A 15,267-nucleotide genomic window follows, 5' to 3' on the forward strand; every position below is an offset into this window, starting at 1 on the left:
CGTCACGCGGGGCCGCGCCACAAGATGATCGCCTCAGAGCTCAGCGAGGTCCAGCCCGGCCTGGGCCGCGGCGGCCTGGACGGTCTGCTCCAGCAGGACCGCGATGGTCATCGGGCCGACGCCGCCGGGGACCGGGGTGATGAGGGAGGCGCGGGCGGCGGCCGACTCGAAGTGGACGTCGCCGACGTTGCCCTCGTTGTAGCCGGCGTCCAGGACGACCGCGCCGGGCTTGATGTCCTCGCCCCGGATGAACTCGGCCTTGCCGACCGCGGCGACCAGGACGTCCGCCTGGCGCACGATCGAGGGCAGGTCCTGGGTGCGGGAGTGGCAGTAGGTGACGGTGGCGTTCTTCTCCAGCAGCAGCATCCCGGCGGGCTTGCCCAGGATCGCGCTGCGGCCGACGACGACGGCGTGCTTGCCGGTGAGGTCCACGTCGTACTCCTCCAGCAGGCGCATGATGCCGCCGGGGGTGCAGGAGACGAAGCCGGGCAGGCCGAAGCCCATGGCGGCGAAGGAGTGCATGGTGACGCCGTCGACGTCCTTGCCGGGGGCGATGGCCTCGAAGGCGGCGCGCTCGTCGATGTGGTGCGGGACGGGGTGCTGGAGCAGGATGCCGCTGATCTCCGGGTCCTCGGAGAGGGCGGTGATCGCGGCGACGAGCTCCTCGGTGGTGGTCCCGGCCGGCAGCTCCACGTGGCGGGAGGTGATCCCGGCCTTGGCGCACCGGTTCTGCTTCATCTTGACGTAGGTCACGGAAGCGGGGTCCTCGCCGACGAGGACGGTGGCCAGGCAGGGCGCGGTGCCGGTGCGCTCGGTGATCTTCGCCGCGAGGGCGGCGGTCCGCTCCGACACGCGGCGGGCGAGGGCGGTGCCGTCCATGAGCTGGGCGGTGGCGGTGGGGGCAGTCGTCACGGGGTCTCCTGAACGTCGCTGCGGATCGCGGTTCGCCCAGGCGCGCGGCAGACGGCGTACGGACCGTGGAGGTGTACGCCGGGCCGCTCCCCGGTGGTGATCCACCCGAACGCCAGTCACGGCCCGGGGCCCACTGTAGTCGACATATCCGGTGGATGACCGGGGTCCGAGCTGGGACGATCGAGACATGACGCGCACTTTCGACCATCTCGTCGCCGAGGCGGAGTCCGTCTCCGTCGACGGCTGGGACTTCTCCTGGCTCGACGGCCGGGCCACGGAGCAGCGGCCCTCCTGGGGCTACCAGCGGCTGCTGGGGGAGCGCCTGGCGACCGTCCGCTCGGCCCTGGACATCCAGACCGGCGGGGGCGAGGTGCTCGCCGGAGCGGGCCCGCTGCCCCCGCTGACGGCCGCCACCGAGTCCTGGCCGCCGAACATCGACAGGGCGACCCGGCTGCTGCACCCGCTGGGCGCGGTGGTGGTGGCGGACTCCGACGAGCCGCCGCTGCCGTTCGGGGACGCGGCCTTCGAGCTCGTCGCCAGCCGCCACCCGGTCACCATCTGGTGGGACGAGATCGCCCGCGTGCTGGTGCCGGGCGGCACCTACCTGTCGCAGCAGGTGGGTCCGGCGAGCGTCTTCGAGCTCGTCGAGTACTTCCTCGGCCCGCAGCCGGAGGAGGTCCGGCGCGCCCGCCACCCCGACGACGCGGTCGCCGACGCCGCGCGGGCCGGTCTGGAGATCACCGACCTGCGCTCCGAGCGGCTGCGTACGGAGTTCCACGACATCGGTGCCGTGATCTACTTCTTGAGGAAGGTGATCTGGATGGTTCCCGGCTTCACGGTCGGACAGTACCGCGACCGGCTGCGCGAGCTCCACGAACGGATCGGGAGGGAGGGTCCGTTCGTCGCGCACACCGCCCGTTTCCTCATCGAGGCCCGCAAGAAGGAGTGACCTGAAGTGCGGACGGATCCCCGCCGGATCGGTTGCGCGGCCACAGCGTGGCGCAGGTCACTCAATTCAGCGCGTAACGAATCGACTCGGGCAGGCGATGAACCGACAGGTGTCCTCGCGCGGCCCCGGAATACAGACCCGCTTCGGTCTGTTTCCCGAGTCCGCGCGATGATGTCCCGCCCACTCCTTATCTGTTCGCAACGAGAGGCTCCTTGTGTCGCTCAGCCCGTCCCGTACGTTCCCTCCGGAGATCGCCGAATCCGAGGCCCTGGTCGCGCTCGTCGAGCGCGGCCGCGAGCAGGGTCACATCAACGGTGACGATGTCCGCCAGGCCTTCGAGGCCGGCCGCATCCCGGTGGACCAGTGGAAGCGGGTCCTGCGCAGCCTGAACCAGGTCCTGGACGAGGAGGGTGTCGCCCTCCACGTCAGCGCCGCCCCCGCCACGAAGGCTGCTGCCAAGAAGCCCCGCAAGGCAGCTGCCGCCCCGGCCCGCACCGTGACGAAGAAGGCGGTGGCCCCGCCGCGCCCCATCGGCGCGCGCAAGGCCTCCGCCACCGCTCCCGCCCCGGCCGCCGCCGCGGCGATATCCGCTCCGTCGGCCGCCGCGTCGGAGGAGGTGTCGGCCGAGGCCGCCGCCGAGCCGAAGAAGCGCGTGGTCAAGAAGGCCGCCGCCAAGAAGGCCACGGCCACCAAGAAGACCGCCGCCTCGAAGAAGGCCGGTGCCAAGGACGCCGACGACGCCGAGAACCCGGCCGTCGAGGGTGAGGACTGGGCCGTCGAGGACCTCGCCGAGGACACCGAGGAGGAGGCGCCCAAGGCCGCCGGCCAGGGCTTCGTCCTGTCCGACGAGGACGAGGACGACGCCCCGGCGCAGACGGTCATGGTGGCCGGCGCGACCGCCGACCCCGTCAAGGACTACCTGAAGCTGATCGGCAAGGTGCCGCTCCTCAACGCCGAGCAGGAGGTCGAGCTCGCCAAGCGCATCGAGGCGGGCCTGTTCTCCGAGTACAAGCTCGAAGAGGAGGAGGACCACAAGCCCGCGTTCAAGCGCGAGCTGGAGATCCTCGTCGAGGACGGCCGCCGGGCCAAGAACCACCTGCTGGAGGCCAACCTCCGCCTCGTGGTCTCGCTGGCCAAGCGCTACACGGGCCGCGGCATGCTCTTCCTGGACCTGATCCAGGAGGGCAACGTCGGTCTGATCCGCGCGGTGGAGAAGTTCGACTACACCAAGGGCTTCAAGTTCTCCACGTACGCGACCTGGTGGATCCGGCAGGCGATCACGCGTGCCATGGCCGACCAGTCGCGCACCATCCGCATCCCGGTGCACATGGTCGAGATCATCAACAAGCTCGCCCGTGTGCAGCGCCAGATGCTCCAGGACCTGGGACGCGAGCCCACCCCGGAGGAGCTGGGCAAGGAACTCGACATGACCCCCGAGAAGGTCATCGAGGTCCAGAAGTACGGCCGCGAGCCGATCTCCCTGCACACCCCGCTGGGTGAGGAGGGCGACAGCGAGTTCGGTGACCTCATCGAGGACTCCGAGGCGGTCGTCCCGGCCGACGCCGTGTCCTTCACCTTCCTCCAGGAGCAGCTGCAGTCGATCCTGGGCACGCTCTCCGAGCGTGAGGCGGGCGTGGTGTCCATGCGCTACGGCCTCAACGACGGCCAGCCGAAGACGCTGGACGAGATCGGCCGCGTGTACGGGGTCACCCGTGAGCGCATCCGCCAGATCGAGTCCAAGACCATGTCGAAGCTGCGCCACCCGTCGCGTTCGCAGGTCCTGCGCGACTACCTGGACTGATCCGGTCCCGGTATCGGAAACACCGGAGGCCCGCGCCGTCAGGCGCGGGCCTCCGCGTTTTCCCGCCGCCGGCGCGGCGGCGGTCAGTGCTCCAGCAGGTGCTTGAGCTTCTCCTCGCTGCGCGGCATCTCCTTGCGGAGCCTGGGCTTCACCACCAGGGGGACCAGCCCCCGGCCCAGCCCGCGGCCCTCGAAGTCGACCGACAGCGTCACGCGTGAGCGCGTCCCGTTGTCGAGGGGCTCGATCCTGCCCTGCACGTCCGGCCGGACCGGCCCGTCGACCCCGTGGACGTGCCAGCTCCTCGGCGGGTCGAGCTCGGTGAACTCCACGGTGGTGGGGATCCTCCGCTTGCCGAACTGCCGGGTGATGGCGACCCTGGAACCGACGTGCACGGGCAGGTCGCCCATCGGGACGGCGGCCACGGCGCTGTCCTGCCACTCGGGCAGGTGCGTGGGGTCCGTCACGTAGGCGAAGACGTCCTCGGGCCTGCGGTCGATGTCGATGGTATGGCTGATCGCGGACATGGCGACCCCTCGGAGCCCCCCTGGCCAGTCTTTCTTCCAAATTACTCCGCGGCCGTACCGGCCGCGCGGCGCTTGCGGGCGGCCATCAGCGCGTAGACGAGGACGCCCGCGAAGAGGAACAGCACGCCCTGGTAGACGGCCGCGTAGCCGGACCCGGCGACCAGCCACATCGAGAACGCGAAGGCCGTGCCGGCGAGGACGGCGTCGCGGACCAGCCGCCCGCGCCGGACCCGCTCGCCCTGGCCCGAGGCCAGGAAGTAGAGCTGGGCGGCGGTGGAGAGCAGGTAGGGGACGGTCGCGGTGAAGGTCGTGACCAGGACGAGGATCTCGAAGACGCGCGCCGAGCCCGCCGTGTAGTTGTACACCGTGAGGGCGGAGGCCAGGACGACCGTGACCACCACACCGACGACCGGGACGCCGCGCTGCTTCTTCTCGAAGGCCTTCGGGAAGAGCCCGTCCCTGGCGGCCGCGTACGGGGTCTGCGCGCTGAGCAGGGTCCAGCCGTTGAGGGCGCCGAGCATCGAGACCACGGCCGCACCGGCGACGAGGGTGCCGCCCCAGGTGCCGCCGAAGATGGCGTTCACCGCGTCCGTGAACGGGGCCTGGGAGGAGACCAGCTTCTCGTGGGCGACCAGGCCGAAGACCGCCAGGGTTCCGAGCAGGTACACGGTGGCGGCGCCGACGGTGCCGAGGACGGTGGCCCGGCCGACGTTGCGCGCCGGGTCGCGGACCTCGCCCGCGCTGACGGCGGCGGACTCGACGCCGATGTAGCTGAAGAGCAGGATCGCGGCGGAGGCCGAGACCGCCCCCACGGGGCTCTGGTCGGTGGCCTGGAAGGGGCCGAGGTTCGCCGGGTCGAAGAAGAACAGTCCGCCCACGGCCACGAGCAGCAGCGGGACCAGCTTCAGGACGGTCGCGACCACCTGGACTGCGCCCACGTACCGGGTGCCGGCCAGGTTGGAGAGGGCGGGCAGCCACTGCACGGCCAGGGCGGCCAGGCACATGGACCACCGGTGCTCCCCGACGGCCGGGAACAGCACCGCGAGGTAGCCGACCGACGCCACGGCGAGCGCGGCGTTCGAGACCCAGGCGGTCATCCAGTAGCTGTACGCGGCGAGGAAGCCCGCGAAGTCGCCGAAGGCGGCGCGCACGTACACGTACGGGCCGCCGGTCTGCGGGTGGCGCTCGGCGAGGCGGCCGAAGACGAGGGCCAGGGCGATCGCGCCGAGGGTCAGGACGGCGAAGGCGAGGAGGCTGATGGTGCCGAAGGGCGCGACCGAGGCCGGGAGCAGGAAGATCCCGCCGCCGATGACGTTGCCCATGACCAGGCAGACGGCGACCGGGAGGCCGAAGCGGCGGGCGTGCCGGTCCTCCTGGCGGGGGGCCCGAGGGGGTGCTGCGACTTCGGCGGGCGGGGCTGCGGTGCTGGTCATCGGTGGTGCGCCTCTGGGTGTCTCACATGCTGGGCAGGTCAACACATGGTTGACCACGGTGAAGTGGGCGCCAAATCACCGGGTTTCGTCCGGCGCGGGGACCTCCCCGGAAGGAAGGATTCCATCCGAAGGGGCCCCCGGCCGGTAATCCTCCCGTGAGGCGGCCAGCGGGACCTGGGGGCCGTCCGCCTCGCGCAGCCAGCGGCGCAGCACCGCGTGCACGGCTTCGGCGCCCACCGGCTCCGGGCCGGGATCCGACAGCGCGGTCGGCCACATCAGGAAGGGGTGGGCCTGCTCCCCGCCCAGCCCCCCGTGCGAGCCGATCTGCTCCTCGAAGGCGTGCACGGCGCCGGTCTCCGGGTCGTACGCCGAGTTGACCATGATGTCGGCCACGTGCGGGAAGGAGTCGGTCCGGCGCACGGCCCGCGCCGCGCCCGGCCCGAAGGGGGCCAGCAGCGCCTCCGCCTCCCCCGGTACGTCCAGCCGCGCCACCGCACCGCCCGGGCCCAGCACCTCCCCGTCCACCAGCAGGAAGCCCACGCCCGGGTGGTTGGCCAGGGTGGGCAGCAGCGCGGGGTGCGCCCGCTCGATCCGGGCCCGCGACGCCCTCCCCGGCAGGTCGGGGAAGGAGACCAGCCCGAGGTTGCCCGATGCCAGCACCACCGGCCCGGGGCGGCCCGGCCCCGGACGCGCTTCCTCCGCCGCCTCCTCCTCCACCGGCCGGTGCAGGGCCGCCAGCACCGCCGCGCGGGCCTCGGCCCCGCTGCGGGTGCGGCCGGCCCGGCGGGAGACGGGCAGCCCGCAGCCGGCCCGGACCAGGTCCTTCAGGCTGAGCCCGTACCGGCCGAGGAAGGTCTCCCCGGGGCTCTGGCCGTGGTCCGACAGCAGCACGACGCGGTACTCCCTGGGGGCGTGCTCGGCCACCCTGGCGATCAGCGCGAGGCTCCGGTCGAGCCGGGCCAGCACCCGGTCGGTGTCCCGGCCCCGCGGGCCCGAGTGGTGCGCGACCTCGTCGTAGGCGACCAGGTCGGCGTAGACGGCGGCGCGGCCCGCGAGCACGTCCCCGATCACCGCGGCGACCACCACGTCCCGCTCGACCACCGTCGCGAAGGCCCTGATCAGCGGATAGAGCCCGCCCCGCGCCACCCGGGGCCGGTCCCCGCGCAGCCGTGAGCGCAGCGACTGGCCGATCTCGCGGCCCACCTCGGCGACGAAGGACAGCGCGGTGCGCACGGCGTTGGCCGGGTCGGAGAAGTACGCGAAGTAGCCCGCGCGGGAGCGGTTGGCGCGGCCCCTCCGGGCCGCGACGGACAGCACCAGCGCCAGCTGGTCGGCGCCCCCGCCGAACAGGTTGCCCCGGCTCGCGCCGTCGAGGGTGAGCAGCCCGCCGTCCCGGGTCCGCGCGACGGCCCGGCGCTGGAGCTCGGCGGCGCTGGTGGGCCGGTTGCAGACCATCACCTCGCCGGTGTCCTTCTCGTACCAGCGGAAGGCCGGGACGTCGAAGTTGGAGCCGTGCAGGATGCCCAGCTGGCTGGCGCCGGTCTGGCTGGACCAGTCCGTGTGCCAGGGCATGACGCGGTGGCTGTCCTCCAGCCAGCCGGCCACGGTGGGCATCAGCCCCTCGGCCGCCGCCCGGCGCAGCGCCTCGTACCCGACCCCGTCGAGCTGGATGAAGACCAGCCCGGGGCTGCCGCCCGGGGGCGCCCCGAAGCGGCGGCGGCGCCGGTCGGCGAGCCGGTACAGCCGGCGCCGGTACGCCTCGTCGTCGCGCACGGCGAGCGCGGTGGAGGTGGCCGAGGCCACGGCGGACATCGCGGCGGCCACGACCACCGCCGTCTCGGGCGCGACCGCCGCGCCCCGCCCGGCGGGGATCAGGCTGAGGGCCATCAGCAGCAGCGAGCCGTTGAGGAAGAAGACGAGCAGTCCGAGCACCAGGGCGGGCACCAGCAGCAGGGCCCGTACCAGGACCGGCCACACCAGAGCGCTCAGCAGGCCGAAGGCCCCGGCGCCCCAGGCCGCCGTCAGCCCGATCCGGGTGATGCTGGCACCGTCGGCGGACTGGAGGCGGAAGTCCGGCAGGATCCCCGCGAGCACGAGCATGGTCAGGGTGGACGCCGCCCAGACGAGCACCACGCGCACCAGTGCCCCGCCGGCGGCCCGCCAGCGCAACCGCTCCCGCCACACGCCGCACCCGCCTCGCTCCCCGGCCCGCGCCCGGCCCGCGGTCCCCTCTGCCAGCGTCGCACAGGGGGGTGGGAGAGGCCGGGTGACACGGGTGGCGCACGGGAGTACGGGGCGCGGCGGCCGGGTGGCCGGCGGGCGCCGTCGGCTCGGGGGCCGCGTATCAGGTGCCGTCGTAGCCGGCGGTCGGCATGGACAGCCGGCGGTGCACCTCGGCCTTCATGGCGGAGGTGTAGGCCGGCTCTTCGAGTCCGGCGGTCTCCAGCCGTACGCCGCGCCGCTCGCACTCGGCGGTGAACTCCTCGACGGAGCGCAGCGCCCGGGCCAGGACCCGGCGGTTGGGGGCGACGAACAGGTCGACCTGTCCGGCGTCCACGTCGCGCCAGAGCCCGCAGTGGTCGGTCCGCAGCCCGTAGAAGAGCAACTGCCGGGTGACCACGTACCCCTGCTCGTCGGCCCAGCGCGCGCACATGGCGTGCTGGCCGCGGGTGTCCACGGCGAAGGGGTCGGCGTCGAGTTCCTCCAGCGGGGCCAGGCTGGCGATCGCGGCCACGCGCAACGCATCCATGGCGCCCGACCCTACTCCGATCCGGGCCCGGGGAGGAGGGGGTGCGCCGGGTTCTGCTTCCGCGCGGGCGGGCAGGGAACGTCCTAGGGTCGAGGTGAGCGGGAAGGGGTGGTGCCGCGGTGGCGGTGGAGATCACCTGGTGGGGTCATGCCACGTGTGCGGTACGGGACTCCGGGGTGCGGGTGCTGACCGATCCGCTGTTCGCCCGGCGGCTCGCGCACCTGCGCCGGCGGCGCGGGGCCGTGCCCCCGCCCGAGGCGGCCCGGGCGGACGTGGTGCTGGTCTCGCACCTGCACGCCGACCACCTGCACCTGCCCTCGCTGGCGCTGCTCGCGCCCGGCACCCGGCTGGTGGTGCCGCGCGGGGCGCGACGGGCGGTGCCGGGGCTGGCGCGGCTCGCTGGGGCGCGCGGGCTGGTGGTGACGGAGGTGGTGCCGGGCGAGGAGGTCGGCGTACGGGGCGGGGTGCGCGTCCGGGCGGTGAGCGCGCGGCACGACGGGCGCCGGGTGCCGTTCGGGCCGCAGCGGGCGCCGGCGCTGGGTTACGTGGTGCAGGGCGCGGCGCGCACGTACTTCGCCGGGGACACCGGGCTGTTCGACACCATGGCCGAGGAGGTCGGTCCGGTGGACGTGGCGCTGCTGCCGGTCGGGGGCTGGGGGCCGTACCTGGGGCCGGGGCACCTGGACGCGGAGCGGGCGGCGCGGGCCCTGGCGGAGCTGGCGCCGGCGGCGGCGGTGCCGGTGCACTACGGGACGTACTGGCCGATCGGCATGGACGCGGTGCGGCCGCACGAGTTCCACGCGCCGGGCGGGGAGTTCGCCCGGCGGGCGGGGCAGCTCGCGCCGAAGGTGGAGGTACGGGTCCCCGCGCACGGGGAGCGGGTGCTGCTGCCGTGACGCCGTGGCGGGTGGCGGGGGAGGTGGTGGGCCGGGTGCCGCCGGAGACCACGCAGCAGGCGGTGGGCTATCCGGCGCTGTTCGTGCTGGTGGCGCTGGGGGCGCTGGTGCCGGTGATCCCTACGGGGGCGCTGGTGAGTTCGGCGGCGGTGGTGGCGTTCCACCAGCGGTCGCTGCCCCTCGGGGTGCTGCTGGTCATCGCGGTGGCCGCGCTGGCCGCCTTCACCGGTGACGTCGCCCTGTACTGGCTGGGGTCGCGCGGGGTGCGCTCGCGGGGCGGCTCGCGGTGGCTGGAGTCCCTGCGGGGGCGGGCCGAGCCGGAGCGGCTGGAGCGGGCGCGGCGCAGGCTCGACGAGCACGGGGTGCTGGTGCTGGTGCTGTCGCGGCTGGTCCCGGCGGGCCGGATCCCGGTGATGCTGGCCTGCCTCCTGGGCGGGCTGCCGCTGCGCCGGTTCGCCCGGGGGGACGCGCCCGCCTGCGTGGCGTGGGCCGCGACCTACGGGCTGATCGGGATCCTGGGCGGCTCGCTGTTCTCCGAGCCGTGGAAGGGCGTGGTGCTGGCGGTGGGCCTGACGCTGCTGATCAGCGTGGCCCCGGGAGTGTGGCGGCGGCTGCGGCCGGGCAGGGTCCGGCCGTGAACTCCGCCTCCTGGGACACGGTCCGCGCCCTCGCCGCCCGCTTCGAAGCGGCCGCCGCCGCACGCGGGGTGCACCCTCCGCAGAGCCACGTCCTCCAAGTGCTGAAGATCGGCGAGGAGTTCGGCGAGGCCGCGCAGGCGGTGATCGGCGCGACGGGGAGCAACCCGCGCAAGGGGCACTCGCACAGCTGGGACGACGTGCACGACGAGGTGTGCGACGTCATCATCACCGGGATGGTGGCGCTGGCCAGGATGCGGCCCGACGCGGCGGCCTACTTCGCGGAGCAGCTGGCGCTGAAGTCGGCCCGCTTCCTGCCGGAGCCGCCGCCCTGATCCCTCGGGCCGGCCGCCGCCGGTCCGCGACCCTTGTTGCCGTCGCCGGGACGGTGGGGTGGAATGCCCGCATGGACGCCGCTGCCCATGACCCCGCCCATGACCATGCCCACGGGCACGCCGACGAGCGCGCGGAGACCCCGTCCGGCGGACCCTCCTCCCACCGGGCCGTCCTCGACGAGGTCGGCCCGCGGCTCAGGCGGCTGAGGGACCGGCACGGCCTCACCCTGGCCGCGCTGTCGGAGGAGACCGGGATCTCCAAGAGCACCCTGTCCCGGCTGGAGTCCGGGCAGCGGCGCCCGAGCCTGGAGCTGCTGCTCCCGCTCGCCCGTGCCTACCGGGTGGCCCTGGACGACCTGGTCGGGGCGCCTCCGGTGGGCGATCCCCGGGTGCGGATGACGCCCCGCGCGATGCGGCACGGCGGGACGTCCGTGGCGCTGACCCAGGGCCTGGGACCGCTCCAGGCGTACAAGATGGTCATCCCGGACCGGGGCGCCGAACCGGACCTGCGCACGCACGAGGGCTACGAGTGGCTGTACGTGCTGACGGGCCGTCTGCGGCTGGTGCTGGCCGGGCACGATCTGGTCCTCGGCCCCGGCGAGGCCGCCGAGTGGGACACCCGGACCCCGCACTGGTTCGGGAGTGCCGACGGGCGGCCCGTGGAGATCCTCAGCCTCTTCGGGAAGCAGGGCGAGCGCATGCACGTGGTCGCGAAGCCGAAGCCGAAGCCGAAGGCGACGGCGGACCGGGCGAGGGGGTCCTAGAAGGTCCGGGACGCGCCGATCGGCAGGTCCCAGAGGTCCTCGCGGGGCAGCCCGGCGCGGGCCCAGGCGGCTCGGGCGCGGCGCACGGGTTCGATGACGGGCTCCGCCGACAGGACGAAGGCGGCCCAGTGCATCGGGGCCATCCTGCGGGCTCCGAGGTCCAGGCAGGCCCGTACGGCCTCCTCCGGGTCGGCGTGCACGTCGCGCAGCCACCAGCGCGGGGCGTAGGCGCCGATCGGGAGGAGGGCGAGGTCGATGCCGGGGTGCCGGCGGCCGATCTCCGCGAACCAGTGGCCGTAGCCGGTGTCGCCGGCGAAGTACACCTTCCGGCCGCGGGCCGGGTCGGTGAGCACCCAGCCGCCCCACAGCGTGCGGCAGGTGTCCAGCAGGGAGCGCCTGGACCAGTGGTGCGCCGGGACGAACTCGAAGCGTACGCCGCCCAGTTCGGCCGACTCCCACCAGTCGAGCTCCGTGACCCGGGTGAAGCCCCGGCGGCGGCACCAGCGGGCGAGTCCGGCCGGGACGAAGAGCGGGGTGTCGCGCGGCAGCCGCCGCAGGGTGGGGGCGTCGAGGTGGTCGTAGTGGTTGTGGCTGATCACCACCGCGTCCACGGGCGGCAGTTCCTCCCACGGCACCCCGACGGGTGTCACCCGCGCCGGGGTGCCCAGGATCCGCCGGGACCACACGGGGTCCGTGAGCACCGTCAGGCCGCCGGTCCGGAGCACCCAGCTGGCGTGCCCGGCCCAGGTCGCGCACACCGCGCCCGGGGGCACCGCGGGCAGCGGGGCGGGCTCGTACGGCAGGTCGGGGATCCCGCTCAGGCCCTCCGCACCGGGACGGAAGGCGCCCTCGCGGGCCAGCCGGGCGAAGGCCCGCAGCCCGGGCAGCGGGGTGGTCAGCCGGTCCGCGAACGAGCGCGGCCAGAGCCGGTGTTCGCCGAGCGGGCGGGGCGCGGCGGGCGCGGGCGCGGGGGCCGAGTCGGGAGCGGGAGGCACGAGTGCGGGCGCGGGAGCCGAGTCGGGAGCGGGAGGCACGGGCACGGGCACGGGCGCGGGGGCCGGCTCGGGCGGCGCGGTGTGCGCGGCCGGCGCGGGCGCGGGGTCCGGTGGGGAGCCGGCGGGCGCGGGCGGGGCCGGCGGGCACCCGGCCGGGTGCCCCGGCAGCGCGGTGGCGGCGCCCCCGGGGCCGCCACCCGGCGGGGCGGTGGTCACGGGGGCGTCCGGCTGGTCCCTCATCGCGAAGTCTCCGTTCGGCGGCGGCCTGCCGGCGCGGGCGGCACGTCAGTCGGCCAGTCCGGCGAGCACCGACCCGAGCCGGTCGAGCGCTCCCCGGACCTGCGGCAGCGTCAGCGGGTCGGGGGCGCCGAGCGCGGCGAGCCGTTCCTGCGGGGTGGCCCCCAGCAGCGGTCCGGTCGACAGCCGTACGCGCGGCGCGCCGAGTTCGTCGGCGAAGCGCTGTCCGCCGGGTGTGGCCGTGCCCAGCCGGGCCCCGAGCCAGTCCTCCAGTTCCATCGCGTCCCCGACCCCGTGCCGGGCGAGGCCCGCCCGCAGCGGGGTGAGGTCGGCGTAGAGGTGCCGGCCGGCCTGCGGGGGCCGGGCGAGGGCGCCCGCGGCCAGCAGTACCCGGTGCGCGGCGGCGGCGACCGTGCCGTGCAGGGCGGCGGCCGCGTAGGCGCGTCCGGCGACGGCGTCGGGTTCGTCGAGGGCGTGCGCGGCGGCCACCGCGACGGGTCCCGCGACCAGGGCGCCGGTGGCGGTGAGGACGTCGAGGGTGCGGGCGCGCAGCCAGGTGCCGCTCGGGGTGTCGGGGAAGCGGACCACGGCGGCGGGCCAGCCGCCCGGCAGCAGGGCTCCGGCGAGGTCCACGAGGACGGCGGCCCGCTCGGGGAGCATCTCGGCGGGGCTCAGCACCAGGGTGTCGTGCGGGCGGTGCACGGTGTCGCGCCAGCTCTCGTCGCTGACCACGAACAGCCCGGTGTCCTCGGCCGCCTCGCAGGCCTCGCGCACCATCTCGGGCGGCGGCACGGTCGCGGTCGGGTCGTCGGCGACCGACAGCAGCAGTACGCGCGGGTCGCCGCCCTCGGCGCGGACCCGCCGCACGGTCTCCAGCAGGGCGTACGGGTCGGGTACGCCGCCGCACTCCGCCGGGGTGGGGACGTGGTAGGCCCGTCGTCCCAGCAGCCGGACCTGCGGGGTCCACCAGGCGGGACACGGCCGGGGCAGCAGCACGTCGCCGCCGTACGCGCCGAGCAGCGCGAGCAGCAGGGCGGGCGCGCCGGGTCCGGCGGCCACGTTCTCGGGGGCGGTGGTGAGCCCGCGCCGGGCCCAGTGGCGGCAGGCGGCCTCGCGCAGGTGCTGCCCTCCACCGGGGGGTTCGGGGGCGGCGCGGTCCGCGGCGGCGGCGAGCACGGAGGTCAGCTCGGGCAGGACCGGCAGGCCGGGTTCGGGGGCGGGGGGACCGTATCTGACGGGGCCGCGCCCCTCCGGTGACGGGCGGCGCCAGAGCCCGGCGAGCCCTTCCGTCATGCCTTCGGCCATCCCCGACACGTGCCCGCCTTCCGCCGGCGCCACCGATAGATCTGCCCTTTATACGATTATTTACACGGATACGCCCGTCAACAGCGGCTGCGGCGGCCCGCCGTCCCCCTCCTCAGCCCTTCCTCCCCAGGAGGGCCAGCAACCGGGTCTGCGCGTCCGCGCCGGCCGGCACTTCCAGCGGCTCCGCGTACATCCCGCTCGCGGCGAGGCCGTCGGCGTACGGCATGACCTCCTTGATGGAGAACTCGACGAGGTCGGCGGGCAGCCGGTCGTCCGCGCCGATGGCCCGCGAGAGGTCCCAGGCGTGCACGACGCAGTCCGCCGTCAGCTCCGAGCAGTACGCCGATCCGCGCGTGGGCCCGTACGAGAGCGCGACGGTCCGCTCCAGCGCGCCGGGCGCGGCGAAGGCCGCGTGCCCGGCGGCCGCGGCCCGGTCCCAGGCGGCGGGCGGGTCCTCGCCCAGCAGGTCGCCGGAGAGCTCGTCGCCGACCTCCGCCACCGTGCGCCCCTCGGTGACGAGCGGCGGGATCCACAGCTGCTCGCCGGTGACGTGGTTGACCAGGTCCCGCACGGTCCACTCGGTGCAGGGGGTGGCCGCGTCCCACTGGGATGCCCCTACGGCCCGCACGCGCTCACCGAAGAGCCGCAGCGCGGCGGCGTGCCATTCCAGCAGCGTCTCGGGCATGGGTCTCACCGTCCTTCGCCCCGAGGTGCGCCGCCCCCTGGGGCCCACTCTCCTCGCCCCCGTACAGCCCTGCCACCGACCCGGCCGACCCCCTTGCCCTGCAAGGATGTTGTCCACATGTCAAAACGCGCATCTCGAATCCCGAGCGGATCGCCTACGGTGATCACAACGCCTTCGACGACCTTCGACGACGAGGAGTCCGCCATGAACGCCGCCCCCGGGACACACGACGCCCACGAGACCGCCCTGTACACCCACGGCCATCACGAGTCGGTACTGCGCTCGCACCGCTGGCGCACCGCCGCCAACTCGGCCGCGTACCTGATCGGCGAACTGCGCCCCGGCATGCGGGTGCTGGACGTGGGCTGCGGCCCGGGCACCATCACGGCGGACCTGGCGGAGCTGGTGGCCCCCGGCGGCCACGTCACCGCGGTCGACGCGGCGGCGGACGTACTGGAGCAGGCGGCCGCGTACGCCGCCGAGCGCGGGCTGTCGGGGGCGGTCGACTTCGCCGCGGCCGACGTCCACGCGCTGCGTTTCCCGGACGACTCCTTCGACGTGGTCCACGCCCACCAGGTGCTGCAGCACGTCGGCGACCCGGTGCAGGCCCTGCGGGAGATGCGCCGGGTGTGCCGGCCCGGCGGGATCGTGGCGGTACGGGACGCCGACTACGCGGCGATGACCTGGTACCCGGCGACGCCGGGCCTGGAGGAGTGGCAGAGCCTGTACCGGCGGGTCGCCCGGGCCAACGGCGGCGAACCGGACGCCGGGCGCAGGCTGCTGTCCTGGGCGCGGGAGGCCGGCTTCACCGACGTGGCGGCCTCGGCGACGGCCTGGTGCTACGCGACGCCGGAGGAGGTCTCCTGGTGGTCTTCGCTGTGGGCGGACCGCACCACCGCCTCCTCCTACGCCTCCGTCGCGACGGAGGGCGGCCACGCCACCCCGGAGGGGCTGGCCGCCGTCGCCGAAGCCTGGCACGCCTGGGGGAAGGCCCCCGACGCATGGTTCTCGGTCCTGAACGGCGAACTGCTGTGCCGTGCCTGACCG

The 15,267-nt window shown here is 74.8% G+C and carries 15 protein-coding genes and 1 riboswitch; of the genes, 7 read left to right on the forward strand and 8 right to left on the reverse strand.

What is annotated here, in order from left to right; all coding sequences use genetic code 11:
* Positions 1-33 precede the first annotated feature (33 nt).
* Positions 34-879: a bifunctional 5,10-methylenetetrahydrofolate dehydrogenase/5,10-methenyltetrahydrofolate cyclohydrolase gene (locus ACZ597_RS15950; RefSeq protein WP_125824245.1), complete on the reverse strand. Its 846-nt coding sequence runs from the start codon at positions 877-879 to the stop codon at positions 34-36.
* A 60-nt stretch (positions 880-939) separates the two neighbouring features.
* A riboswitch (ZMP/ZTP riboswitch) is annotated at positions 940-1,042 on the reverse strand.
* Between the two features lie 57 nt (positions 1,043-1,099).
* Between ACZ597_RS15950 and ACZ597_RS15955 the strand changes: the two genes are divergently transcribed.
* Positions 1,100-1,861 carry a methyltransferase domain-containing protein gene (locus tag ACZ597_RS15955; protein ID WP_471329680.1) on the forward strand — a complete coding sequence of 254 codons (762 nt, stop codon included), beginning with the start codon at positions 1,100-1,102 and terminating at the stop codon, positions 1,859-1,861.
* A 214-nt stretch (positions 1,862-2,075) separates the two neighbouring features.
* A complete protein-coding gene (locus ACZ597_RS15960) occupies positions 2,076-3,662 on the forward strand; it encodes an RNA polymerase sigma factor (protein ID WP_471329683.1) in 1,587 nt (528 codons plus the stop codon).
* Positions 3,663-3,745: 83 nt separating this feature from the next.
* Here ACZ597_RS15960 and ACZ597_RS15965 read toward each other — a convergent pair whose 3' ends face one another.
* The 4 genes from ACZ597_RS15965 to ACZ597_RS15980 all read right to left on the reverse strand — a co-directional run bounded on the left by ACZ597_RS15965 (position 3,746) and on the right by ACZ597_RS15980 (position 8,368).
* Positions 3,746-4,186, reverse strand: coding sequence for an SRPBCC family protein (locus tag ACZ597_RS15965; protein WP_471329686.1), 441 nt, complete (start codon positions 4,184-4,186; stop codon positions 3,746-3,748).
* A gap of 41 nt (positions 4,187-4,227) precedes the next feature.
* The gene (locus ACZ597_RS15970) at positions 4,228-5,619 is read right to left on the reverse strand and encodes an amino acid permease (RefSeq protein ID WP_471329689.1); all 1,392 of its coding nucleotides are present in this window, start codon (positions 5,617-5,619) and stop codon (positions 4,228-4,230) included.
* A gap of 75 nt (positions 5,620-5,694) precedes the next feature.
* A complete protein-coding gene (locus tag ACZ597_RS15975; protein ID WP_471330126.1) occupies positions 5,695-7,758 on the reverse strand; it encodes a phage holin family protein in 2,064 nt (687 codons plus the stop codon).
* Between the two features lie 205 nt (positions 7,759-7,963).
* Complete coding sequence (locus tag ACZ597_RS15980) at positions 7,964-8,368, reverse strand: hypothetical protein (protein ID WP_471329692.1); 405 nt, start codon at positions 8,366-8,368, stop codon at positions 7,964-7,966.
* Between the two features lie 119 nt (positions 8,369-8,487).
* On the opposite strand from ACZ597_RS15980, the gene ACZ597_RS15985 reads away from it, so the two are divergent.
* The 4 genes from ACZ597_RS15985 (at position 8,488) to ACZ597_RS16000 (ending at position 10,998) form a co-directional block, all read left to right on the forward strand.
* Positions 8,488-9,264 (forward strand): MBL fold metallo-hydrolase, encoded by a 777-nt coding sequence (locus tag ACZ597_RS15985; protein ID WP_471329695.1) that lies wholly within the window; start codon positions 8,488-8,490, stop codon positions 9,262-9,264.
* Positions 9,261-9,902, forward strand: a complete 642-nt coding sequence (locus ACZ597_RS15990) for a DedA family protein (RefSeq protein WP_471329698.1) — start codon at positions 9,261-9,263, stop codon at positions 9,900-9,902. Before ACZ597_RS15985 ends, ACZ597_RS15990 begins: the two co-directional genes overlap by 4 nt.
* A complete protein-coding gene (locus tag ACZ597_RS15995) occupies positions 9,899-10,234 on the forward strand; it encodes a MazG-like family protein (RefSeq protein WP_471329701.1) in 336 nt (111 codons plus the stop codon). The genes ACZ597_RS15990 and ACZ597_RS15995 overlap by 4 nt, the downstream gene beginning before the upstream one ends.
* 71 nt (positions 10,235-10,305) lie before the next feature.
* Entirely contained in the window at positions 10,306-10,998 is a 693-nt protein-coding gene (locus ACZ597_RS16000) for a helix-turn-helix domain-containing protein (protein WP_471329704.1), read from the forward strand.
* Here ACZ597_RS16000 and ACZ597_RS16005 read toward each other — a convergent pair.
* The 3 genes from ACZ597_RS16005 to ACZ597_RS16015 all read right to left on the reverse strand — a co-directional run bounded on the left by ACZ597_RS16005 (position 10,995) and on the right by ACZ597_RS16015 (position 14,220).
* The gene (locus ACZ597_RS16005; RefSeq protein WP_471329707.1) at positions 10,995-12,233 is read right to left on the reverse strand and encodes an MBL fold metallo-hydrolase; all 1,239 of its coding nucleotides are present in this window, start codon (positions 12,231-12,233) and stop codon (positions 10,995-10,997) included. The genes ACZ597_RS16000 and ACZ597_RS16005 overlap by 4 nt on opposite strands.
* A 45-nt stretch (positions 12,234-12,278) precedes the next feature.
* Positions 12,279-13,523: an aminotransferase class I/II-fold pyridoxal phosphate-dependent enzyme gene (locus ACZ597_RS16010; protein WP_471329709.1), complete on the reverse strand. Its 1,245-nt coding sequence runs from the start codon at positions 13,521-13,523 to the stop codon at positions 12,279-12,281.
* Positions 13,524-13,647: 124 nt separating this feature from the next.
* Positions 13,648-14,220, reverse strand: a complete 573-nt coding sequence (locus ACZ597_RS16015; RefSeq protein WP_471329712.1) for a TIGR03086 family metal-binding protein — start codon at positions 14,218-14,220, stop codon at positions 13,648-13,650.
* Positions 14,221-14,424: 204 nt separating this feature from the next.
* On the opposite strand from ACZ597_RS16015, the gene ACZ597_RS16020 reads away from it, so the two are divergent.
* Complete coding sequence (locus ACZ597_RS16020) at positions 14,425-15,264, forward strand: methyltransferase domain-containing protein (RefSeq protein ID WP_471330129.1); 840 nt, start codon at positions 14,425-14,427, stop codon at positions 15,262-15,264.
* Positions 15,265-15,267: the final 3 nt, after the last annotated feature.

The organism is Streptomyces sp. NPDC040718, from assembly GCF_055593565.1.